Source organism: Paenibacillus puldeungensis, assembly GCF_042678945.1.
GTDB classification, from domain to species: domain Bacteria; phylum Bacillota; class Bacilli; order Paenibacillales; family Paenibacillaceae; genus Fontibacillus; species Fontibacillus puldeungensis.
The window spans coordinates 221,118-242,528 of sequence record NZ_JBHTLM010000007.1; the positions used below are offsets into that span (position 1 = coordinate 221,118).

19 protein-coding genes and 11 tRNA genes are annotated in these 21,411 nt (G+C 47.6%); 4 read left to right on the forward strand and 26 right to left on the reverse strand.

The window, feature by feature from the left end:
• Positions 1 to 136: 136 nt before the first annotated feature.
• On the forward strand, positions 137 to 1,426 hold the full coding sequence (gene uraA, locus ACFQ3W_RS12195) for a uracil permease (RefSeq protein WP_379319507.1): 1,290 nt from the start codon (positions 137 to 139) through the stop codon (positions 1,424 to 1,426).
• A 79-nt stretch (positions 1,427 to 1,505) separates the two neighbouring features.
• Here uraA and ACFQ3W_RS12200 read toward each other — a convergent pair whose 3' ends face one another.
• The 6 genes from ACFQ3W_RS12200 to ACFQ3W_RS12225 form a co-directional block, all read right to left on the reverse strand.
• Complete coding sequence (locus tag ACFQ3W_RS12200) at positions 1,506 to 2,018, reverse strand: adenine phosphoribosyltransferase (protein WP_379319508.1); 513 nt, start codon at positions 2,016 to 2,018, stop codon at positions 1,506 to 1,508.
• Positions 2,019 to 2,090: 72 nt separating this feature from the next.
• The gene (gene recJ, locus ACFQ3W_RS12205) at positions 2,091 to 4,496 is read right to left on the reverse strand and encodes a single-stranded-DNA-specific exonuclease RecJ (RefSeq protein WP_379319509.1); all 2,406 of its coding nucleotides are present in this window, start codon (positions 4,494 to 4,496) and stop codon (positions 2,091 to 2,093) included.
• Between the two features lie 35 nt (positions 4,497 to 4,531).
• Positions 4,532 to 5,488 (reverse strand): cation diffusion facilitator family transporter, encoded by a 957-nt coding sequence (locus ACFQ3W_RS12210; RefSeq protein WP_379319510.1) that lies wholly within the window; start codon positions 5,486 to 5,488, stop codon positions 4,532 to 4,534.
• Between the two features lie 115 nt (positions 5,489 to 5,603).
• Positions 5,604 to 6,494, reverse strand: a complete 891-nt coding sequence (gene secF, locus ACFQ3W_RS12215; protein WP_379319511.1) for a protein translocase subunit SecF — start codon at positions 6,492 to 6,494, stop codon at positions 5,604 to 5,606.
• Positions 6,484 to 7,737, reverse strand: coding sequence for a protein translocase subunit SecD (gene secD / locus ACFQ3W_RS12220; RefSeq protein WP_379319512.1), 1,254 nt, complete (start codon positions 7,735 to 7,737; stop codon positions 6,484 to 6,486). The genes secF and secD overlap by 11 nt, the downstream gene beginning before the upstream one ends.
• Positions 7,738 to 7,865: 128 nt before the next feature.
• The gene (locus tag ACFQ3W_RS12225) at positions 7,866 to 8,123 is read right to left on the reverse strand and encodes a post-transcriptional regulator (protein WP_379319513.1); all 258 of its coding nucleotides are present in this window, start codon (positions 8,121 to 8,123) and stop codon (positions 7,866 to 7,868) included.
• Positions 8,124 to 8,308: 185 nt separating this feature from the next.
• Between ACFQ3W_RS12225 and spoVB the strand changes: the two genes are divergently transcribed.
• Positions 8,309 to 9,901: a stage V sporulation protein B gene (gene spoVB, locus ACFQ3W_RS12230; RefSeq protein WP_379319514.1), complete on the forward strand. Its 1,593-nt coding sequence runs from the start codon at positions 8,309 to 8,311 to the stop codon at positions 9,899 to 9,901.
• A 17-nt stretch (positions 9,902 to 9,918) separates the two neighbouring features.
• Here spoVB and ACFQ3W_RS12235 read toward each other — a convergent pair whose 3' ends face one another.
• A complete protein-coding gene (locus tag ACFQ3W_RS12235; protein WP_379319530.1) occupies positions 9,919 to 10,602 on the reverse strand; it encodes a DUF421 domain-containing protein in 684 nt (227 codons plus the stop codon).
• Positions 10,603 to 10,846: 244 nt separating this feature from the next.
• Between ACFQ3W_RS12235 and ACFQ3W_RS12240 the strand changes: the two genes are divergently transcribed.
• A complete protein-coding gene (locus ACFQ3W_RS12240) occupies positions 10,847 to 11,239 on the forward strand; it encodes a TIGR04086 family membrane protein (protein ID WP_379319515.1) in 393 nt (130 codons plus the stop codon).
• 98 nt (positions 11,240 to 11,337) lie between these two features.
• Positions 11,338 to 12,180 carry a phosphatase PAP2 family protein gene (locus ACFQ3W_RS12245; RefSeq protein ID WP_379319516.1) on the forward strand — a complete coding sequence of 281 codons (843 nt, stop codon included), beginning with the start codon at positions 11,338 to 11,340 and terminating at the stop codon, positions 12,178 to 12,180.
• Between the two features lie 18 nt (positions 12,181 to 12,198).
• Here ACFQ3W_RS12245 and yajC read toward each other — a convergent pair whose 3' ends face one another.
• The 19 genes from yajC to ACFQ3W_RS12340 all read right to left on the reverse strand — a co-directional run bounded on the left by yajC (position 12,199) and on the right by ACFQ3W_RS12340 (position 21,357).
• A complete protein-coding gene (gene yajC, locus ACFQ3W_RS12250) occupies positions 12,199 to 12,522 on the reverse strand; it encodes a preprotein translocase subunit YajC (protein WP_379319517.1) in 324 nt (107 codons plus the stop codon).
• A gap of 42 nt (positions 12,523 to 12,564) precedes the next feature.
• On the reverse strand, positions 12,565 to 13,704 hold the full coding sequence (gene tgt / locus ACFQ3W_RS12255) for a tRNA guanosine(34) transglycosylase Tgt (protein WP_379319518.1): 1,140 nt from the start codon (positions 13,702 to 13,704) through the stop codon (positions 12,565 to 12,567).
• Positions 13,705 to 13,727: 23 nt separating this feature from the next.
• The gene (gene queA, locus ACFQ3W_RS12260) at positions 13,728 to 14,756 is read right to left on the reverse strand and encodes a tRNA preQ1(34) S-adenosylmethionine ribosyltransferase-isomerase QueA (RefSeq protein ID WP_379319519.1); all 1,029 of its coding nucleotides are present in this window, start codon (positions 14,754 to 14,756) and stop codon (positions 13,728 to 13,730) included.
• Between the two features lie 8 nt (positions 14,757 to 14,764).
• Positions 14,765 to 16,861, reverse strand: a complete 2,097-nt coding sequence (locus ACFQ3W_RS12265) for a SpoIID/LytB domain-containing protein (RefSeq protein WP_379319520.1) — start codon at positions 16,859 to 16,861, stop codon at positions 14,765 to 14,767.
• 116 nt (positions 16,862 to 16,977) lie between these two features.
• Positions 16,978 to 17,982: a Holliday junction branch migration DNA helicase RuvB gene (gene ruvB, locus ACFQ3W_RS12270; protein ID WP_379319531.1), complete on the reverse strand. Its 1,005-nt coding sequence runs from the start codon at positions 17,980 to 17,982 to the stop codon at positions 16,978 to 16,980.
• Between the two features lie 37 nt (positions 17,983 to 18,019).
• A complete protein-coding gene (gene ruvA / locus ACFQ3W_RS12275; RefSeq protein WP_379319521.1) occupies positions 18,020 to 18,643 on the reverse strand; it encodes a Holliday junction branch migration protein RuvA in 624 nt (207 codons plus the stop codon).
• On the reverse strand, positions 18,640 to 19,143 hold the full coding sequence (gene ruvC, locus ACFQ3W_RS12280; protein WP_379319522.1) for a crossover junction endodeoxyribonuclease RuvC: 504 nt from the start codon (positions 19,141 to 19,143) through the stop codon (positions 18,640 to 18,642). The genes ruvA and ruvC overlap by 4 nt, the downstream gene beginning before the upstream one ends.
• A 265-nt stretch (positions 19,144 to 19,408) precedes the next feature.
• On the reverse strand, positions 19,409 to 20,092 hold the full coding sequence (locus ACFQ3W_RS12285; protein WP_379319523.1) for a BofC C-terminal domain-containing protein: 684 nt from the start codon (positions 20,090 to 20,092) through the stop codon (positions 19,409 to 19,411).
• 151 nt (positions 20,093 to 20,243) lie between these two features.
• Positions 20,244 to 20,317, reverse strand: a tRNA-Pro gene (locus tag ACFQ3W_RS12290).
• A gap of 7 nt (positions 20,318 to 20,324) precedes the next feature.
• Positions 20,325 to 20,404 (reverse strand) — tRNA-Leu (locus tag ACFQ3W_RS12295).
• A gap of 10 nt (positions 20,405 to 20,414) precedes the next feature.
• Positions 20,415 to 20,488 (reverse strand) — tRNA-Arg (locus ACFQ3W_RS12300).
• A 6-nt stretch (positions 20,489 to 20,494) separates the two neighbouring features.
• A tRNA-Gly gene (locus ACFQ3W_RS12305) sits at positions 20,495 to 20,569 on the reverse strand.
• Between the two features lie 17 nt (positions 20,570 to 20,586).
• Positions 20,587 to 20,659, reverse strand: a tRNA-Lys gene (locus ACFQ3W_RS12310).
• A gap of 21 nt (positions 20,660 to 20,680) precedes the next feature.
• Positions 20,681 to 20,757: transfer RNA gene (locus ACFQ3W_RS12315), tRNA-Asp, on the reverse strand.
• Between the two features lie 75 nt (positions 20,758 to 20,832).
• Positions 20,833 to 20,906, reverse strand: a tRNA-Met gene (locus ACFQ3W_RS12320).
• A 61-nt stretch (positions 20,907 to 20,967) separates the two neighbouring features.
• A tRNA-Val gene (locus ACFQ3W_RS12325) sits at positions 20,968 to 21,043 on the reverse strand.
• 6 nt (positions 21,044 to 21,049) lie between these two features.
• Positions 21,050 to 21,124 (reverse strand) — tRNA-Glu (locus ACFQ3W_RS12330).
• 16 nt (positions 21,125 to 21,140) lie between these two features.
• Positions 21,141 to 21,232: transfer RNA gene (locus ACFQ3W_RS12335), tRNA-Ser, on the reverse strand.
• Between the two features lie 52 nt (positions 21,233 to 21,284).
• Positions 21,285 to 21,357, reverse strand: a tRNA-Asn gene (locus ACFQ3W_RS12340).
• Between the last annotated feature and the right edge of the window lie 54 nt (positions 21,358 to 21,411).

Here is a 21,411-nt window from a genome sequence, read left to right on the forward strand (position 1 = left end):
ATGAAAACAAATTTATAGGGGATGATGTTAAAGAAAATGACATGAAAGCAAAATTTCTGTTGAAAAATGTCGGCAATGTATTTAATCTATTAAGGATAGTTATCATATGAACGTTATTTAAGAGGAGTGACCCTGTTTGCAACGCGAAATCCAAGTTAATGAGAAAGTCCCCTTCGGGCCCGGCATACTGCTAAGCCTCCAGCATCTTTTTGCGATGTTCGGAAGCACCGTGCTCGTTCCTAACCTGTTTGGGGTAGACCCCGGCATGATTCTGCTGATGAACGGGATCGGCACACTGCTTTATATTTTGATTTGTAAAGGTAAAATCCCGGCTTATCTAGGTTCAAGCTTTGCCTTTATTTCTCCGGTTACCCTAGTGCTGGCTAAAAACCCGGGCAATGGGTATTCAATGGCTCTCGGCGCCTTTATCGTTACCGGGATCATCTTTATTATCATCGCACTGTTAATCAAATTTGCAGGCACTGCCTGGATCGATGTTGTGTTCCCACCGGCAGCTATGGGCGCCATTGTTGCCCTGATCGGTCTAGAGCTCATTCCAGTAGCAGCAGGCATGGCCGGCTTAATCAATAGCGACGCGACCAAATCTTGGACTCCCGATCCAACAAGCATCCTTATTTCCCTCGTAACCTTAGGGGTTACGGTACTTGGAGCTGTATTGTTCCGCGGCTTTCCAAAAATCATTCATATCCTCATTGGCATCGTGGTTGGCTATACCCTAGCGTATTTCTTAGGTGAAGTTAATACGGCCGCCATCGCCTCCGCCAAGTGGATTTCACTTCCAACCGTAACAACACCTGAGTGGAACTTATCCGCCATCGCTACAATCGTTCCTGTTTCACTGGTTGTTATTGTAGAACATATCGGACACCTGCTCGTAACAAGCAATATCGTTGGTAAAGATTTATCTAAAGATCCTGGACTGCATCGTTCTCTACTTGGCAACGGGATTTCCACCATTTTGTCCGGCTTTGTTGGGTCAACACCTAACACGACATATGGGGAGAACATTGGGGTTATGGCCCTGACTAAAGTATATTCCGTGTTTGTTATCGGGGGAGCCGCAATCTTCGCGATACTACTCTCTTTCTCTGGCAAATTCTCGGCGATGATCGCCTACATCCCCACGCCAGTAATGGGCGGCGTATCCCTTCTCCTGTTTGGCGTAATTGCAGCTTCGGGCTTGCGAATCTTTGTTGAGCAAAAAGTGGATTTCTCCAAATCCACCAACATGCTATTAACTACTGTCGTTCTCGTCATCGGCCTAAGCGGTGCGAAGCTCACGATGGGCAATGTCGAACTTAAAGGGATGGCTTTAGCTACGATTGTCGGCATCCTGCTTAGCCTGTTCTTTAAACTGATTCAAGTGCTTGGTTTGTCCAATGAAAAAGAGGATGCCGCACATTAACCATTGAGGCAAGTAAAAAAAGCGCGAGCAGCAGGGCCCCCCCTACTCTCGCGCTTTTTTTTATAAGAACAGCAAATTTTTAGTAAGAAACAAGCGAGAACACTTCAATATCCGGCAGTTTAGCCCGACCATTCAGTTCGCTAAGCTCGATCAAAAATGCAGTACCTACCACATTGCCGCCCAATTGACGCACGAGATTAACGGATGTGGAAATCGTTCCTCCTGTTGCGAGCAGGTCATCGGCAATCAATACATTTTGTCCAGGTTGAATCGCATCACTATGCATAGCCAAGCGATCCTTACCATACTCCAGATCGTATTCTACTTCAATCGTTTTATAAGGCAGCTTCCCGCTCTTACGAATCGGCACGAATCCGACTCCTAGTGCGTAAGCAAGCGGCGCCCCTACAACGAAGCCACGGGCTTCAGGACCGGCGATAAGGTCAATTTTCAGATTTGATACGAGTTGTTTCAAATCATCAATGGCCTGGCGATATTTTTCGCCGTCATTCAGCAAAGTTGTAATATCCTTGAAGCTAATCCCGGGCTGCGGAAAATCTGGAATCACCCGAATGTAATTTTTGAAATCCAATCCAATCTCCTCCTAAATAGTATGCACACCAGAATGGCGGCAGGGCAGACCCCTGCCAATATTGAATCGTGTTTATGAAGCACCCTGAATGCGGGTTAGCATCCATTCAGTTATTTCCGGCACTCTGGCACGCAGCAGCATTTGCTCCATTTCCGCAAGCAATCCCAACTCTCTATACCTGCTTGAGGATTCCAGAGGCCGTTTGGAAGGGGTAGGGTTGACTGTTATCTTTCCCGAATCTCGGTCGATAAAGCCTAGCTCCTCGAAAACCCCAAGCGTCAGCTCCAGCATCCGCTTTGACCAACCGGTGCGTTTGACCAGCGCTGAAACCAGCTCGTCCTCCTTAAACGCGGACATATCTGTTCTGCGAAGAAGGCTGTATACGAGTTTGAAGTGGTCACGGGAAGGCATCTCAATGATTTCATGAGATGAGCGCATAGGATGAAGCAAATATACCCTTTCCAGCATGCTGAATTCGGCCAACATCCGGCTCCAGCCTTCGGACGATTCGGGAAGCTCAAGAACAAATAGCGTTCTGACCTCATTCACATCGCCGGCCTTAGCCAACGTATTGCCCGGAATCACACCAACTTCCTTATCATATACCCAAACTGCCATATCCTTCAAATCGCAATCGGACAAAAATTTTGAGCTGTGATTTGCTACAACCGCCGGGTTGCCTGTTCCGCAAGCTGGGATATTCATAAGTTTGCCCTTCAAGTCCTCCAGTTGTGCCGCAGGATTGCGTGAACCCCGATAGTCAAATACCTGCAGATGGGAAACTGACAAGTCTTGAATGATTAATTGAGGTTTGCGGGAACCATTCCATTCATTGATCCCCGCTTCCGCAACAAGATCTAAAACGGCTTGCTCCGATAGGAGCGGTGCCAACTCTCCTTTGCCGAAAGCAACCGCCTCTACGGTATGTCCGTTTTGCCCTAAAAGCAGCTTGAGATGCTTTCCATCCTTCCCTATTTGCCGACACTCCAGCAGCTTAACGTCTCGTATCAATAGGCGCGGGCAAGAGTTTGCCATGCCAAACGGGGCAAGACTTTCAATTTGCTCAATAGCCTGAAGAGATATATCCTGCAATGAGCAATCCAAATCCGTTTGCATCACGGGGACAAAATGCTCCGGATTGAGCAGCCCATCAGCAAATTTGTTCAGCCTTAGTGAAAAATCGTCCAGCTTATTGCAATTTAAGGACATCCCTGCTGCCGAGGGATGACCTCCGAAATGATCGAGTAAATCTTCACATTCCGTCAAAGCTTCATAGATATCAAAGCCTGGGATGGAGCGTGCAGAACCTTTGCTTTCCCCCGTCTCCGGGTTGATCCCAAGCACGATCGTCGGACGATAATAGCGTTCAAGCAGTTTGGAGGCTACAATGCCGACGACCCCTGCATTCCAGCCTTTTCCTGCAACTACGATAACTCTAGGCAAGTCGTTCCGCCCAGCCTGCTCCTCCAGTTGAAGCAGCGCTTCCTCCAGAATGTGCTCCACCAACAGCTGACGCTCCTTGTTCAGCACATCCAGTTCTTCAGCAATAATCTCCGCCTCATCAAGGCTTTCGGCTGTTAACAAAGCAACTGCCCGGTTCGCATGCGACATTCGTCCACTTGCATTAATGCGCGGGGCAAGGCCAAATGCTACAGACGTCGAAGTGACCTCTCCATTCGACCATCCAGCCGTACCAAGGAGCGCTGTCATCCCAGGAAAAGCCGACCTAGCCATCGAGGCTAGTCCACTTTTTACAATCATCCTATTTTCGCCTGTAAGCGGCATTAAATCGGCGATCGTGCCAAGCGCAGCGAGTTCCGTCCATTCTACGGGAGTTTGCTCACCAAGAAGCGCTTCCGCAAGCTTATATGCAACCCCTACACCTGCTAAACCTTTAAAAGGATAAGGGCAGAAGGGGAGCTTAGGATTAATAAGTGAGTACGCCTCTGGTAGCACGGCTGGCGGCTCGTGGTGGTCCGTCACGATAACATCCATTCCAATTTTGTTCGCAAAAGCAATTTGCTCCACCGCGCTGATTCCCGTATCCACGGTAATCACAAGGGTAAAACCTCGTTGGTGGAACTCCTCAAGGGCCGGTATGTGTAAGCCATAGCCTTCTTTGGTCCGATGAGGAATGTAGTAATCGTATGTAGCGCCGAGCCGACGCATGAGATATATCATCAATGTGATGGAAGATACCCCGTCCGCATCATAATCTCCATAGATCAAAATTCGCTCCCCGGTCTCTACCGCCCGGCGAATGCGGGGAACGGCTTCTTTCATACCACTGAGGAGCATCGGGTCGTGCTGATCCTTCATTGTCCCGCTGAGAAATAACTCTGCTTCCTTAGGATTGCCTATTCCACGGGAAACAAGCAAGGTAGCCAGAAGAGGAGAGATATCCAGGCTATCCGCTAGTAGCCGAGAAGCCTTCACGTCGGAAGACAGCGACTCCCAACGGTATTTAGGGTGAAGCATATGCGTCACCTTCTTTCCTTATGATCGTTCTAACGTTATTGAAGCAGATTCCGCATATCGTTATCTGATACCTCATTGTTGGTCTTATAAGGATAACCGGCTTCATAAGGTGCGACTTGAATACGTACATCGGTGACATGAGAAAATCTGTGCAGCAACAACGTTTTGGCTCGATTCGCAATATCGTTCGCTTCCATTACAGTTATCCGCGGATTAACGCTGATTTTCGCAACTACGGTAACGTAGTGCCCATACTCCTGCGCCTTCAAATCGTCAACGGCAATCACTCCATGAACCCGCTGTACCGTTTCTATAAATGAAGTGGCATCCTCCTCATGAATATCTGCTACGAGCGAGCCATAAACCGATTCCTTGACAAGCCGGTATGCTCTCCACAATACCAAAACAGATATAAATAGTGCCGCTGCAGGATCCAGATACAGCATCATCGGTACATCCCACGCCTCACCTGTCATTGCCCCAAAAACGCCTATCAACGCAGCGATGGATGAATAAAGCGATTGACGATGCATTTCTACGAGGGAGTGCGAATAATCACTTCTCCACTTACGAGATTGCCGCAAGCGGAACTGAAATACAGCCTCCTTCAATGCGATAGAAATGACGATGGCAACTCCTGCCGCAAATTCGGGTGGATCGATGTCGTTATGAGTAAACGCCTTAATTGAAACAATCATTAGCTGCAGACCGCCCATTAACAGAAATACAGAAAAGAAAACAGCTAATAAAGGCTCCATAGTTCCTTTTCGAGAATATGATTGCAGGGAAGAGCGCCATTTCTTAAGCCCGGGCAATTGCACCTTTTCCGCTAACTCGGCTGCAGCATCCGAAGCGGAATACAAAGCATCCGCTAACAGTGCACGGCTATCGAATAACAGCCCGACCGCCCCTTTGAAGACGGTGAGGGCCGCATGATTTACGATGCTGAGCCAAGTAGCGGGATCAGAAATTGCGGTTTGTTCGCGCGTCATAATAACCCTCCTGAAGCACGTAAAAACTAGAAAGAGCGGCAAAGCCGCGTCTATGTCGACGCGGCTCTACACATATAAACAAAATGGTTGAACAAATATTTAGTAAACAAGTCGCTTAGGCTGCTTTAGCTGTCTTATTCTTTTGTCTACTTTTGAGAGCAAACCAGAGCGGGCTTGCAATGAAGATTGAAGAATAAGCCCCGAACAGAAGACCAATAACCATAGCCAGAGAGAACATCCGAATGGACTCCCCGCCCAGCAAGAACAGGAAGAAAGCAGCTACAAAGACGGTCAGCGCTGTGTAGATGGAACGCATAATCGTTTGCGCAATACTTTGGTTAACCAAATTGATAAGATCCTGTCTCGTCTTCTGTTTACCAAAGCGCAGATTCTCACGAATCCGGTCAAAGATAACGATTGTATCGTTGATCGAGTAGCCGATTATCGTCAACACGGCGGTGATGAATGTCAAATCAACCTCCAGTCGAAGGAGCGAGAATACCGAAATTACCAAAAACGCATCGTGCAGGAGCGCCACGATAGCAGCAATGGCGAAACGCCACTCAAACCGGATGCTGACGTAAATGATAATACCAATGCTGGCAAAAAGGACAGACCACATCGCATTGCGGGCCAATTCCTTGGCCATTTCCGGGTCAACCGTATTCACCTCGAACGAGGCCTTATCATCCAGCTTCAAAACTTCATCTTTCAGTTTTTTATCGTTGTCTTCACTCAATGTTGCCGGAAAACGGATCGTCATTCGGTCTTTGCCCGCGCTGATCACGCCATCCTCAGCACCGATTTGTTTCAAAATAGGTTTCACTTGATCTGCGGTGAGCGGTTTAGAAAGTGAAATGTCCACGTTGGAACCCGCTTTAAAGTCTACGCTGTAGTTCAATCCAAACAGTGACAAGCAAATGATACCGGCGATCGTCAGCACGATCGACGTCGTATAAAAATATTTGCTAAGATGCACGTAATCTAGGTTTTTCTTAAAGCTCACGAATTTCACTCTCCTTTACGCCGAAATATTTCGGTTTCGACAGCTTGCCTGCTTTAAGCAGAAGATTCAGCAGGAACCGAGAGAGATAAATATTCGTGGCGATACTGAGCACGATTTCCACGATGAGCACGAGAGCGAAGCCTTTAACAGCCCCAGTACCGTACGCATACATGACCGCAGCAACGATAATCGTTGTAATATTCGAGTCCATAACGGTCCGTAACGAATGCTTGTCACCGGCCTTAACCGCCGACATGATGCTCTTCCCTGAACGCATCTCTTCATGAATCCGTTCATTGGTAATAATATTGGCGTCGACGGCCATCCCGATCCCGAGTATAAATGCCGCAATCCCCGGAAGGGTTAGCGTGAAGTCCGCCCACACAAACACAAGAATGAGTAGCCAAGTATGAACAATCAATGTGAATGCAGCCACGAGACCTGGAACCCGGTACATCCCGATCATAAAGATCAAGATAAACGCAGAACCGATCAAACCGGCTTCAATCGTACTGTCCAGCGATTGTTTACCAAGCGTTGCGCCCACACTTTGCGAGTATTTCTCGGTCAATTTCAGCGGCAACGCACCAAGGTTAATCTGGTCACGAAGCTCTTTCGCTTTATTTAAATCGCCACCTACACTGATTTGCGCACTTCCGTCGGTAATTATCGCCGAAACGACAGGGTCAGAAATATACTTGTCATTCATATAAATGGCTAGAGGTTTTCCAAGCAAGCGCTTGGTCACTTCGGCGAATTTATCTTTGCTTTTCACCTTAATGCTAACTACTGGCTCGTTCATTTGAGTATATTCGAGCTTAGCCCCGTTTTGGACAAAGTCCGTACCGATCATTTCGATCTTCTTATACTCTTGTGCGCCTTTCTCCGTACCATCCTTGCTACGGAACGTAAGCGAAGCTGGTTCCTTCATTTGCTTACGAACAACCGCTTCATCGGTTACGCCGGCGAGTTTCACACGAATACGATTGGTACCTTCTGTTGTGACATCCGGCTCGCTGGTCCCCAGCTTGTTAGCGCGATCCTCAAGGCTCTGTGCCGTCTTGATCAGCGATTCTTTGGTCACTTGACTTCCGCCCGTCAGCGGGGTGGCTTCGTACAAAATTTCAAAGCCGCCTTTCAAATCAAGACCGAGATGTACGTTGTTTAGCAGGCCGGGGCTTGTCCATCCCATAATACCGAATGAGACAACCACGACGGTTATGAATGCTACAATTCTTTTCATCCCGTACTTCGTTCCCCTTTCAAATTCTCAATATTCCTATTATAGCTATGCTAGAAAAGGCAGTCAATTTATCAAATATTGTCGTTTTAAAAAAATGCTAATAGTTGGCATGCCGAAAAAAGATCCCATTAGTCAAAACGGGATCCACGATATGCGGAAATCGTCATATAATTCATAAACTGGGTTGCCTTCAAAGAAAGAATGTCGTTAACAAGTTGATATAACGGGGGAAAACCATCCTTCTCATATTTCTGACTGATACATTCCCAGACATCAGGACCGGTAACGTGTTCATATCCGATGAGCCGGAACTCCTCCGCCTTGCTGCGGCACAAAACTTCGATCGCTTCGTTCAATTGTTGTTCGGTCATTTCCTCTTCAGCCACGATCATGCCCCCCTCAAATAGCCCGCTTTATAACATTCTACCCAATTGCCACGATTCCTGCTTAGCATGCATCCACAAATTGTGGAATCCCCGAAAAAAGACAAGTCATGAAGTCGGACAGGTCTGACATATCCATAGTAATAACCAAAAAGATGGTAAAGCCATTGTGGGAGAGAGGGAGTCGCTTGAATAAACAAACTTTTATCCAAGGCACGATGATTCTGCTCGTAGCAGGAATAGTAAACCGAATTCTTGGTTTTATTCCGCGGATTTTGCTGCCTCGGGTCATCGGTGCGGAGGGCGTAGGACTATATCAGTTGGGATACCCCTTTTTCCTCGTAATTGTCACGATCATTACCGGCGGGATTCCCCTCGCCGTCGCAAAATTGGTAGCCGAAGCAGAGTCATCGGGGCAGCCGGCCAAGTCTACGTCCATTTTACGGACGAGCCTGGTATTTACGACCGCCGCAGGGTTTCTCTTTACATTTCTATGTCTTTTCGGAGCCCCATGGGTGAGCCGTTATATTCTAACCGATTCTCGGGTGTATCACACTTTTATCGCTATGAGTCCGATGATTGTAATCGTGGCCGTATCCTCAGTGTATCGGGGCTATTTTCAGGGAAAACAGGATATGATTCCGTCCGCGGTCTCCTCTATTCTGGAAACGCTGGTCAGAATTTTGTGCGTTCTGTGGTTTTCTTACTTATTGTTGCCTATGGGAATTACTTATGCAGCAGCCGGAGCAATGCTAGGCGTTGTTGCAGGTGAACTAGCAGGATTAGGAGTGCTGCTTTGGCAGTACCGCCGCTTGAAAAAACGTGAACAAGATGCCGCCGATATAGAAACCGAGCAGGAACAGAATAACAGTATTCATGAAAAAGAATCCAGTTTGTTTGGAGCAACCTTACGCCGTATTTTAAAAATCGCAATTCCCGTCACAGGGGGTAGGCTTGTTGGTTCGTTATCCTATCTTCTAGAGTCTATTACAACAGCTCAAAGCTTAGCGATAGCCGGTATAGGAGTAGCTATGGCTACATCGCAATATGGAGCTCTGCAGGGGATGGTCATTCCGCTCTTGCTTCTACCTGGTGCGCTGACCTCCTCCTTAGCAGTATCGCTAGTACCGTCCCTGGCGGAGGCCCAAGCCCGCGGAGACATGCGCACGATTCACCTTAGGCTGCATCAATCTCTACGGCTTGCTCTGGTTACGGGGGCTCCTTTTGCCGCAATTATGTACGTTTTAGCTGAGCCGCTATGCTTGCTCATTTACAATGATGCCGAAATTGCCGGCATGCTGAAAACGATGGCTCCTTTTGCTCTGCTCCTTTACGCCCAGTCTCCGCTTCAAGCGACTTTGCAGGCGCTCGATAAGCCAGGACGCGCACTGATAAACACTTTGGTGGGTGCCATCATCAAAATTTCCTTAATTCTTTATTTGGCGTCAAATCCTGCGTTAGGAATCTATGGAGCCATTATCGCCATCATTATCAATTTTATTGTTGTGACGTTATTGCATGGTTATAGCGTGGCACGTGTGCTAAACTACCGAATGCCCTATCTTGATTTGCTCAAGGTCTGTACTGCTATGGTAATTATGGCTGGAGCGGCACAGTACTTATTCAGCCAAATGAATTTCGGCCTGCCTCTTATGGTTCAGTTTACCTCTGCTGCAGGCGCCTCCGTATTGCTGTATCTTGCTTTGGCCGGAGGTATGGGTCTAATCGATCTGCAGGATCTAAGACGAATACCGTTTATCGGCAGATGGTTCAAGCCGTAATGACCACCGCAAGATATCTATTTGTCTTTTATCGCATTCACGTACAGCTCGCCTTTATGGTCGATACTGCAAAAGAACACCTGTTTAAAATCAGTCAGCCCTTTGGATTGAATTTGATTCTTTAGCCAAAATCGAGTTTTCCCGATCTGTTTTAGATTCTCATCATTTACTTTTCCATCCATAATAAGGGGAAGAGGAAGAGCCTCATATTTCAAATTGACAACAGCCGCTGAGGGAACATCCTTGTTCTTTTTACTTGTCTGTTCACTTTCATCATTACTGTTCATTTTCTCTTTCGGGAAAACACTTAGCTGGCCGCTGGTTTCCAGCAGCGCAAACTCCACATCAGCCACACTGTCAATCTTCTGAGAACGAAGCTGCATAAGCAGGTCATCTAAATTGTACCTCTGCTTTCTCATTTCCTCCCGGTTAATCTGACCGTTACGAATGATAACGCTAGGCTTACCGTCAAACCAAAGACGAAGCTTGCGAAAGCGCAGCGACAATACCGCGATAAGAATCTGGATCAACATCAGAGTAATCATCGGTACAAAGCCATCGTAAAGTGGCCGTTTGATATCTTCAAGTACGAATACTGCAATTTCCGCAATCATGACTGAGATGACGAGATCGAACACGGATAATTTGCCAATCTCCCTTTTTCCCATGATGCGCATTACGGCAAATACCGTAAAATACATCAGCACAGTACGAAAGATGTGAGGCCATACATGATCCACCACGGCAATCCCTCCAAGCCTAAAAATCGTACTACATAGTATTGCTAGTCTGACCTCAGCGTCATCTTTCCATGCGATGAACCGACTTATAAAAAAGCGGGATCAATTACATAATATTCCGCTAATTTTGTGGATGAAATCGAGTACTAAGAGCACTAGCTTGACCATAAAATGGTGGTAATAAAAGGACAGGAGGACTAGCATTATGCACTTTATCCGTCGTTTGTTCGGAATGAGGCTGTCACAGCCGACCTTATCAGGGATCTGGTATGCATACTTATGGATGATGATCGGAGCACTGATCCTATCGTTGCTGCTTCAAGGCGAAGTGTTAGAAGAACAAGAGCTGATGCTGTACACGTATTTCGTGCATGCTATCTCTATTTTATTCGGAGGCATTGTATCCGGGAAGCGCGCCGGGACCAAAGGGTGGTTTCAAGGGGGGATTACTGCAATGCTATATGTGGTGACCCTTCTGTTGATCAGTTTTCTAGCACTCGATACCTCACTATCCCTTCAAGATTGGTTGCTTATCGTTCCAGGGACTATTGTAGGCATCCTTGGGGGAGTGGTCGGAGTAAATCTCGCTAAAAAGTGATCTTTTGCCAGTTAGTTTCTTTACCGCCTCCAAAATGGTAATCTGTACATAGGCAACAAGGAGTGTAGTGTACGTACCTAAGGAGGTTCTTTTTATCCATGTTTCATTCAATGCAAATGATCTCACTTCTAACCGCTTTAGTTGTTGTCGTTCTAATTTGGACATTCTCGCGGAAAAATCCATGGTATGCCGTGACGAATTTCGCCAAGGAACTGATAAGCTCAAAGCGCCTCCTCATTGTTTTTGTAGCAATGATTGGAGTTCTGCTCGTCAACAAGTACGAGCTCCAGTGGGAAGAGAGCATGGGGTACCATGCAGATTTCACGTCAAAGGTTTTTCAGCTCGAAGGGCATTTTGTCTCTAACTTTCAAAGCCTGTTTCACGCCCCGTGGGTAACCGACGTCACCGCTTTTTTCTACTTGGTCGTGTTTCAAGGCTTGATCATAGCCTCGATCGGCATTTATGCATCTGAAGGTAAACAAGCCTTTATCTATGCAACCTGCTGTACCGTGATGATCAACTATCTTGTAGCCATTCCATTTTACCTGTTTTTCCCGGTAAATGAAGTGTGGTCTTACGCTCCGTCAGGGACATCGTTTTATATGCTGGAGGCCTTCCCTAACTTTGAGCAAGTATACCGGCCTTTATCCGGATTAAACAACTGTTTTCCAAGTCTTCATACTTCGATATCCGTATCTATGGCCATCTTGGCGATACGCTCGGGAAACCGCCGTTGGGCCGCTTGTGCAACGATTAGCGCCTCTATAATCATATTCGCCATCTTTTACATGGGCATCCATTGGTTAACCGATATGATCGGCGGATTCACTCTAGCAGTCATTGCCTCTACGCTAGGAATCAAAATAGGACAATGGTTAACGAAACCCGTTCAAAATGAGCCACTCCTCACAATTGCCAAAGAAACAAAAAAGAGCCTGTAATATCAGGCTCTTTTTTGCTTAGCTCTTGGACTCGGTCTCCGGGCTGATGCTATGACTAATCGCGCTCCGGTCAAAGGTGAGCTTGGTTGCATCATTGACGCGAAGCACGACCGTATCGTCGGTGAGCTCCATAATCGTACCGTGCAAACCGCCGATCGTAACGATCTTGTCCCCTTTTTTAAGGGCGCTCAACATCGTGTTGCGCTGCTGCTGCTTCTTCTTCTGAGGACGGATCAGCATAAAGTAAAATACGACGATCATCAGCGCAAACGGAATGATAAGCGTTACCAAGGAGTTGGTCCCGCCCGCTGGTGTCGTTGCTAAATAATGAGTCTGAAACATGTTTGGATATCCCCCCTTTATCGTATGAAGCTATCGAACTTCTTAAAATCCCTTTTCATTGCCAAACAGACCATACTGTTCAAAAAATTCATCCCGGAAACTAAGCAGCCGATCTTCCATGATTGCCTGACGGACCTTATCCATCAGCTTAATCAAGAAATGCAGATTATGGTACGTCGTCAAACGAAGCCCAAACGTCTCGTCCGCTTTAATAAGGTGGCGAAGATAAGCTCTGGAATAATTTCGACATGTATAGCAGTCGCACTCGGGATCCAGTGGTCCGAAATCTTTGGCATACTGAGCGTTTCGTACCACTAGTCTGCCTTGGCTAGTCATCGTTGTGCCGTTCCGGGCTATTCTAGTCGGCAGCACGCAATCGAACATATCAACGCCACGAATAGCGCCTTCGATCAGTGCATCCGGCGAACCTACGCCCATCAGGTAACGCGGCTTGTTGGCAGGCAATAACGGTACGGTGTATTCCAACACCTCGTACATCAACGCCTTGGATTCACCTACACTCAGTCCACCAATAGCATACCCCGGAAAATCTAGGGAAGTCAAATCCCGTGCACTTTGCTTGCGTAAATCCTCATGCATCCCGCCCTGAACGATGGCAAATAGCCCTTGATCATGCGGACGAGCATGACTTTTCAGGCAGCGTTCAGCCCATCTGCTGGTCCGTTCAGTTGATTGTTTTACATATTCATATTCCGCCGGGTAAGGCGGACATTCGTCAAAGGCCATCATGATATCTGAACCAAGCGCATTTTGAATTTCCATCGCCACCTCGGGTGACAAGAACAGCTTATCACCATTCAGATGGGATCGGAAATGAACGCCTTCTTCGGAGATTTTACGCATCTCGCTAAGCGAAAACACTTGAAAACCGCCGCTGTCCGTCAAGATGGACCGGTCCCAGTTCATAAATTTGTGCAATCCACCGGCTTCCCGAATAATTTCATGCCCAGGACGCAAAAAGAGGTGATACGTATTGCTTAAAATAATGCGTGCGTCCATCTCCTTAAGCTCTTCCGGACTCATCGTTTTCACCGTGGCCTGGGTACCTACCGGCATAAACGTGGGCGTATCGAACGAACCATGCGGAGTATGAACCCGCCCCAGCCTCGCCCCGGATTGTTTGCACGTTTTGATGTGCTCATAGGTAATTGCTGCAGCCACTCTTATCAACCATCCTCTTAACTTTAGTAAATAAACATCGCATCGCCGAAGCTAAAGAAACGATATTTTAGCTCAATTGCTTCCTGATAAGCTTTCATAATATGCTCTCGCCCCGCCAAGGCACTGACCAGCATTACCAGTGTTGATTTTGGTAAATGAAAATTGGTCAGTAATGCATCGACAAGTCCAAATTCATATCCAGGATATATAAAAATACCCGTCCAGCCGCTGCTTCTGATAATCGGTCCATCGCCGCATTTCTGAGCCACCGTTTCCAGTGTCCGGGCGGATGTGGTACCTACGGCGATAACCCGTCCACCCTTCGCCTTCGTCTCATTCAGCAGATCGGCCGTTTCCTGCGGAAGCACATAGAACTCCTCGTGCATTACATGGTCCTCAACCCGATCTACCGACATCGGGCGAAACGTACCAAGGCCAACGTGAAGCGTTACAAAGCCAACATTAACACCTTTAGCTTGTACTTGCTCCAACAGTTCCTTCGTAAAATGAAGGCCGGCCGTTGGTGCCGCCGCAGAGCCTTCATGCTTGGAATACACTGTCTGGTACCGTTCGCGATCATCTAATTTTTCCTTAATATAAGGTGGAAGGGGCATTTGGCCCAACCGGTCCAAGATTTCGTTGAAAATCCCATTATATGAGAAACGGAGTGTTCTTTCCCCCATGTCTCCTTCCGACTCTATCGTTGCTCGAAGCTCTTCGCTAAAAACGATCACCGTGCCAACTTTAAGCTTCTTTCCTGGCTTCACCAAGGCCTCCCAGCGGTCTTCCCCTAAATTTTTGAGGAGAAGCACCTCCGCTTTAGCCCCGGTATCCTCCTTTACGCCAAATAAGCGTGCCGGAATGACTCTTGTATCGTTCAGAATCAGGGTGTCTCCAGGCTTCAAATAATCGAGTATATCTGGAAAATGATGATGGCCAATACTCCCATCTTCCTTGTTCAATGTTAACAATCGTGAAGCTGTCCGCTCCGCAAGCGGAGTTTGTGCGATAAGCTCCTCAGGGAGCTCGAAATCATACAAATCTACATTCATAGCACTTTTCATTCCTTAACAATAGTCACATGTTGGTAGTAGTGTTGCAATATTTGCTGATAATCATACCCGGCATCGGCCAGACCTTTAGCCCCCCATTGGGATAATCCAAGTCCATGTCCGTTTCCGTAGCCCATAAACAGAAATTCATTCTTTTGACTAACGACGCGAGCTTTTTGGTTTCCACCCATCACAACCATATCGCTTCCGCTCCAGCTCGTCACACCATTTGCTGAAAGCACCGCTGAGCCTGAACCTGCCGTTCCAGTATCTTGATTTCCCCCGGCACCTTGTACAGTATACCTTCCGGTGGAAACAATATCAAATAAGGTGCTTGGCAGTCCATTAAGTGCTGAACGATAGGAATCGGGATACCGTACATCAAGAACTTGTCCATTCGCTTTTACTTGCGTAGCCCTGCCGGACGGACCTCTTTGAGTCACTTCAAGGTTCGAGATCGGAGAAGGAGCTTCCGTAGAAGTTTTCCCTTTCAAGGACTTCAGCAATTCCTCTGAGGTATACGGTCCACGCATCCATGCATATGAACTGGACTCGTCCACTTTATCCAGCACAATCGCCTGATCGCCAGGGTTCATTTTAGCCACTGGATTAACGCCCGACTGGATTTGTGGAAGCGGACGAACAAGTACGGAACTGGTCGTCACGCTCAATTTCTGGAGACCAGCCGTCGAAGTTCCGGTGACCGCCGTATTATCTTCTCTTACATAACCTGTTTTTCCGTCTGAAAGCAGCACATGGTACCATGATTTCAGGGAGGCCTGAGCCGCTTTATCTTCCTTACTGGATACACTCGTGTATACCTGATTCAGACTGTTCCATACCTCGGAACTATCCGCTGTCATACCTCCGCTGTTGGATGAGAAAATCCCTTCAACGACTTTTCCGTCCATTTTAATTACTTCACCGGCGGTACTGTCAACTGCCTGCACAATACTGGAGACCTCTTTATCCGCACCGTTATATACTTGGCTCAGCGTCGTATCGACAAGGCCAGCAACTTTAAATCTGTTTCCGGCGGCATTATATACAGCATAACTGCGTGCAGCTACCGCTTGAGCCTTTAATGCTTCCTGAGGCCATGAGGAAGGTACCTCAGCCGCGACGACGGAATATAGATATTGTTCAAGCGGCAGCTCATTAACGAATGCAAGTTGTCCATTAACGCGGCTAATCTCAAAATCTCCTCGATACTTGTGGTTAGACCGTTCGATGACCTGAATCGTGGAGCCTTCCCCACCCCGAACGATCCATTTTGCGCCTTCACCGATGGTTTCATAATGTTCCACTGCCGATGGTGTACTCAAATTTAGGGTCACATCTTCATGAAGGATCAGTGCAGGTTTCGTATTGTCTACTGCAGATAAAGAAAGGTTGGATGAAATTTTGGCGACCTCATTTTGCACAGTTGACTGTTGGTCTGGACTGGATGCTCCTCCTATCCATACGGCATACTGACCTGGGCCTGTTATGACGACAAACGCTTCATGTTGGGCATTAAGCGACTGGCTAAGCGCTTCCGCTTCGGTAAGACTTCCGAATGTCCCTGCCGATGTATAGTAAGCTCCTCTTACTTCGGCTTTCGCACCGTTCAATTGAGCGGACAAAGATGAACTAATCCGGTCGGCCGCTTTTTGCGCCTCTGCTGCACTGGCGTAAGGACCTGTGTAGATACGATAAACGGTTCCAGTAGATTGTTTCACCGAAAAAATCGTCGGCTTGTCAGTGCTTCCCTGCAGCTTTTTGGCTGCGGCAGCAGCCGTATTCCAGTCGGAGCTTTCGAGCGCCTTCACTCTATACCCACTCACGCTGAAGCGGATTGATTGCCCAGCCCCAGTATGTATCCAGGTGTCCATACCCAATGAAGCGGATAGTCCTACTTCTGCGGTGGATGCTGGTTTAAGCGTCACAGCCGGTACTGTTGATTTATAAGTGGACCCGAGATCCAAATACATAGCTACGCGAACGCGTGGAGAAACAGCAGACTCCGCCGCTGCCGGAAGCTGTAGCGCTCCAGCCAAAACAAATGCCGCAAGGAGCCCTTTTCCCCATTTTCCAATCGTGAGTCCTCGTCTTTTCCCGATCAAACCTGTTTCTCCTCCTTCATGATGCTCGCAATAAAACGCCAGCCCCCATTCCACCTGTTTGAATTTCTTATCAAAGAAAAACCAACTACGTAAGGCCTTCCTTTTTTATACTAGGCTTAATTGGTTTCCGGCATAGGTAATCCCAAATGCTGGTAAGCTGCCGCTGTAACCATCCGGCCTCGCGGCGTGCGCTGAAGGTAACCAATTTGAAGCAAATATGGCTCGTATACATCTTCGATCGTCTGACTTTCTTCACCGATCGTTGCCGCGATCGTATCCAATCCAACTGGACCGCCGCGGAAACTTGTAATCATCGCCTTAAGCATTTTATGGTCGATCATATCAAGACCCATGGGATCGACCTGCAGCATCTGTAATGCTTCCTTGGCAATATCAGGTGTTATTAATCCGTCACCCCGAACCTGCGCATAGTCACGTACACGCTTCAGCAGACGATTGGCAATCCGTGGCGTTCCCCGGGAGCGCAGAGCAATTTCTTCAGCTGCGTCACCAATCATCTCGATCCCGAATATGTCAGCTCCTCGTGATACGATGAAACTAAGCTCGTCAATCGTATAGAACTCCAAGCGGCTAACTACGCCAAAACGATCCCGTAATGGGGCTGACAATAATCCTGCCCGTGTTGTCGCACCGACTAATGTAAACGGCGGCAGGTCAAGGCGAACCGAACGGGCACTAGGACCTTTGCCGATCATAATGTCGAGGGCAAAGTCCTCCATTGCCGGGTACAATACCTCTTCCACCGTACGGTGAAGCCGATGGATTTCATCGATAAAAAGGACGTCGCCCTCCTGCAAATTCGTCAGAAGTGCCGCCAAATCCCCTGGACGTTCGATAGCCGGGCCGGAGGTAGTTCGCATATTAACGCCTAGTTCATTGGCGATAATGTTTGCAAGCGTCGTTTTTCCAAGCCCCGGTGGGCCATACAGCAGAACGTGATCTAACGCTTCGTTCCGCATTTTTGCCGCTTCGATATAAATTTTCAAGTTTTCCTTAATCTGATTTTGTCCGATATATTCCGCCAAATAGCGGGGCCGAAGGCTAAGTTCAACCGCTTGGTCTTCCATCATCAAATTAGCGGATATGATACGGTCTTCCATCATCTTATGCTCACTCTCCTTACTTTCCCATCAATCATTATCCGGCATATAGTATTTTAAGAGCCTTTTTCATGACGGAATCAACAGCCTCATCCGCTTTGACTTGATCTTTAAGCCGCTGCCATGCTCGATCCAATTCAGCCTCCGTATAACCAAGTGCTTTAAGACCTTCCCTCGCCTCAGGCCAGCCGGGATGCGCTTCGTGAAGCGTGAGATCCTCGGTCGGGGCCTCGTCAAACAAGGAGAAGCCACCCATGCCTTCCAGCTTGTCCTTTAAATCTAAAATCATCCGTTGCGCCGTTTTCTTGCCGATCCCGGGCAGTTTGGTGAGAAAGCCGATATTTTCTTGGTGGATCGCCGTAATCACATGATCCGGACTACCTCCGCTTAATATGCCCAGTGCCACTTTCGGCCCGATCCCTGACACATCGATCAGTTTACGGAACAGCTTCTGTTCTTCACGGGTTGGGAAGCCGAACAGCAGTATGGCATCTTCCCGAACATGATGATGAATATAGATCGTGATAACCTCTTGATTTTGATTTTTCGCTGCAAACACATAAGGATTCGGGCAAAAAACACGGTACCCAACCCCCTGAACATCCAACACAACATATTCGGTTTCAATATGGGCAATTTGGCCTCTTAAAAAATCGATCATGAACGCAGTACCTCATTTAATTTAGAGTTTAAAGTATATGAATGTGCGTGGCAGATAGCAACAGCCAAGGCATCAGCTACATCATCGGGCTTAGGAATCTTCTGAAGCTTCAGATACATGCGTGTCATTTCCTGTACCTGCCGCTTTTCAGCTTTACCATACCCTACGATGGCTTGCTTCACCTGCATTGGTGTATATTCCGAAACGGGCAAACCTTTTTGGACTGCCGCCAGCACGAGCACTCCCCGGGCTTGACCGACAGACATCGCAGTCGTCACATTTCGATTAAAAAACAGCTTTTCCAGCGCAACGGCGTCCGGCTTATATTTATCGATTAACTGCACCATTGCTTCATACACATGCAGCAGCCTTTCCTCCTCCGGAGTATGGGCCTCTGTTTGAATACAGCCGTATTGAACCGGAGTGCATTTACTTCCTTGTTTATCAATAAAGCCAAAACCGACAATAGCTATGCCGGGGTCAATTCCAAGTATGCGCAAAACAATCTCTCCCCAATTGAGATGAAACTTCAGCTCTGTTTACCTTCTCAAACGTCCGGGTTGCATCCCGTTTTAAGCGAACATATGTATTCACTTTATTATATCAAAAGATCGGTACAGTTGAGGAAAAAGTTTACGATCGGTCCATGTCTTGTGATTGAAGAGGAAGAGTTCGCTATTCCTAATGACATTCCTTATGGCAAAACGTCAAAAAGAGACGCCATATTTAGACGCCTCTCTTTTCGCCATTGCCCTAGCCTGTTCCTTAATGATCATTTTGCTGCATTACTTTTTCTGATTGCTCAATCGCAAAATCGCTAAATGTAGACAGCACGCTGTTATATTCCTCGACATCCTGAACACGAATTCCTTCTCGAAGCTGTTTTAGTACATCGGCCGGCAAAGCGCTTTCCATCATTTCAACATCAAGCTGAAAGAAAGTTCGAATAACCTTCTCTTTCTTAGGCGGCCCATCAAATAATGTGAGGTTACCCTTTGAGTCGATACCGATATAGCCTCTAGTTCTGCAAATATCCGACAGACCGTTGATCCGTTCATCGATCCAAACGTCCCCTCCTGAACCAAGTCGACCTTCCCATTCTGGATGGGATTTCATCAATTTTGCAATTTCATCAGGGCGCATGATCCCTAGTACTTCACTTTCCGTACCACAGGTATATATTTTGTTTAAGTGAACAATTCGAGTTTGATTGGTTTTCTCTAAGTCATTGAGCCATTCTTCCGCAGCAACAGGAATAACGGCCTGCAGCTTTCCAAAGGTCTCTACAGCCAGAGGCTCTTTCTCCATAAGACGTTCCATTTGGTCAGACAAAAGCAGACCTAGCCAGGCCATTATGGCAACCAACGTACAAGCACCCACTGTCCAAATCGCACGTCTCCATCTTCTCCAGCGGCTTTTTAGAATTTTTTTGATATGGAAGATATTCACGTTTATCCCCTTCTATCGGACTTTATTGTCTATTGTGACCGACGAAGAGTAGGATTATTCAAAGATGGGACTAGTTGTATACCATACGGCACTGATTAAAATTGCCTCAAAAAAGCAAAAACAGCCATCTAAAGATGACTGTTTCCTATAATCGGGATGACACGATTCGAACATGCGACCCCCTGGTCCCAAACCAGGTGCTCTACCAAGCTGAGCTACATCCCGTTATTAATGCCGGTGAAGGGACTCGAACCCCCACGGTTTCCCTCACGATTTTGAGTCGCGCGCGTCTGCCAATTCCGCCACACCGGCAAAAAATATACGCGCCCTAAGAGATTCGAACTCCTGACCTTTTGATTCGTAGTCAAACGCTCTATCCAGCTGAGCTAAGGGCGCAAATTATGGAGCGGACGACGGGAATCGAACCCGCGACCCTCGCCTTGGCAAGGCGATGCTCTACCGCTGAGCCACGTCCGCAAAAAATAAGATAAAGATGAGCCATGAAGGACTCGAACCTTCGACACCCTGATTAAAAGTCAGGTGCTCTACCAACTGAGCTAATGGCTCGTACTATTGCAAAATCATAAATGGCGGAGCCGACGGGATTCGAACCCGCGGTCTCCTGCGTGACAGGCAGGCATGTTAGGCCTCTACACCACGGCTCCACACTAGTTATTAATGAGTCCCCGGAAAATGGTTGGAATTCACATGTAGGCTACCCTTCACTTTTTGGGGATTAATTGCGGGGGCAGGATTTGAACCTGCGGCCTTCGGGTTATGAGCCCGACGAGCTACCGGGCTGCTCCACCCCGCGTCAGTAAAAACGAAATCATTCGGTTTGCTTCAGATACATATCTTCACTTTTTGAGGTGAAGTGGTGGAGGCTGAGGGGATCGAACCCCCGACCCTCTGCTTGTAAGGCAGATGCTCTCCCAGCTGAGCTAAGCCTCCATATCATGGTGACCCGTAGGGGACTCGAACCCCTGTTACCTCCGTGAAAGGGAGGTGTCTTAACCACTTGACCAACGGGCCGTTATAAAATCCAAGCTGGCGGAGAGAGAGGGATTCGAACCCTCGAGACGCTTGTGACGCCTACACGATTTCCAATCGTGCTCCTTCGGCCAACTCGGACACCTCTCCATAAGAGTTGGTTACCAGGAAAGCTGACAAATTGCAGCTCTCCTGGATAGAACTCCCCGAACAGGACTCGAACCTGTGACAACTCGATTAACAGTCGAGTGCTCTACCAACTGAGCTATCAGGGAACATTGCTTGGCGGCGTCCTACTCTCCCAGGACCCTTCGGTCCAAGTACCATCG

Coding starts and splice junctions, on each gene's coding strand:
- ACFQ3W_RS12240 (WP_379319515.1), top strand. CDS start 10,847: ATGCACTTTATCCGTCGTTTGTTCGGAATGAGGCTGTCACAGCCGACC.
- ruvB (WP_379319531.1), bottom strand. CDS start 17,982: ATGGAAGACCGTATCATATCCGCTAATTTGATGATGGAAGACCAAGCG.
- yajC (WP_379319517.1), bottom strand. CDS start 12,522: ATGTTTCAGACTCATTATTTAGCAACGACACCAGCGGGCGGGACCAAC.
- ACFQ3W_RS12210 (WP_379319510.1), bottom strand. CDS start 5,488: ATGACGCGCGAACAAACCGCAATTTCTGATCCCGCTACTTGGCTCAGC.
- ACFQ3W_RS12235 (WP_379319530.1), bottom strand. CDS start 10,602: ATGTATTTTACGGTATTTGCCGTAATGCGCATCATGGGAAAAAGGGAG.
- secD (WP_379319512.1), bottom strand. CDS start 7,737: ATGAAAAGAATTGTAGCATTCATAACCGTCGTGGTTGTCTCATTCGGT.
- ruvA (WP_379319521.1), bottom strand. CDS start 18,643: ATGATCGATTTTTTAAGAGGCCAAATTGCCCATATTGAAACCGAATAT.
- queA (WP_379319519.1), bottom strand. CDS start 14,756: ATGAATGTAGATTTGTATGATTTCGAGCTCCCTGAGGAGCTTATCGCA.
- recJ (WP_379319509.1), bottom strand. CDS start 4,496: ATGCTTCACCCTAAATACCGTTGGGAGTCGCTGTCTTCCGACGTGAAG.
- ACFQ3W_RS12245 (WP_379319516.1), top strand. CDS start 11,338: ATGTTTCATTCAATGCAAATGATCTCACTTCTAACCGCTTTAGTTGTT.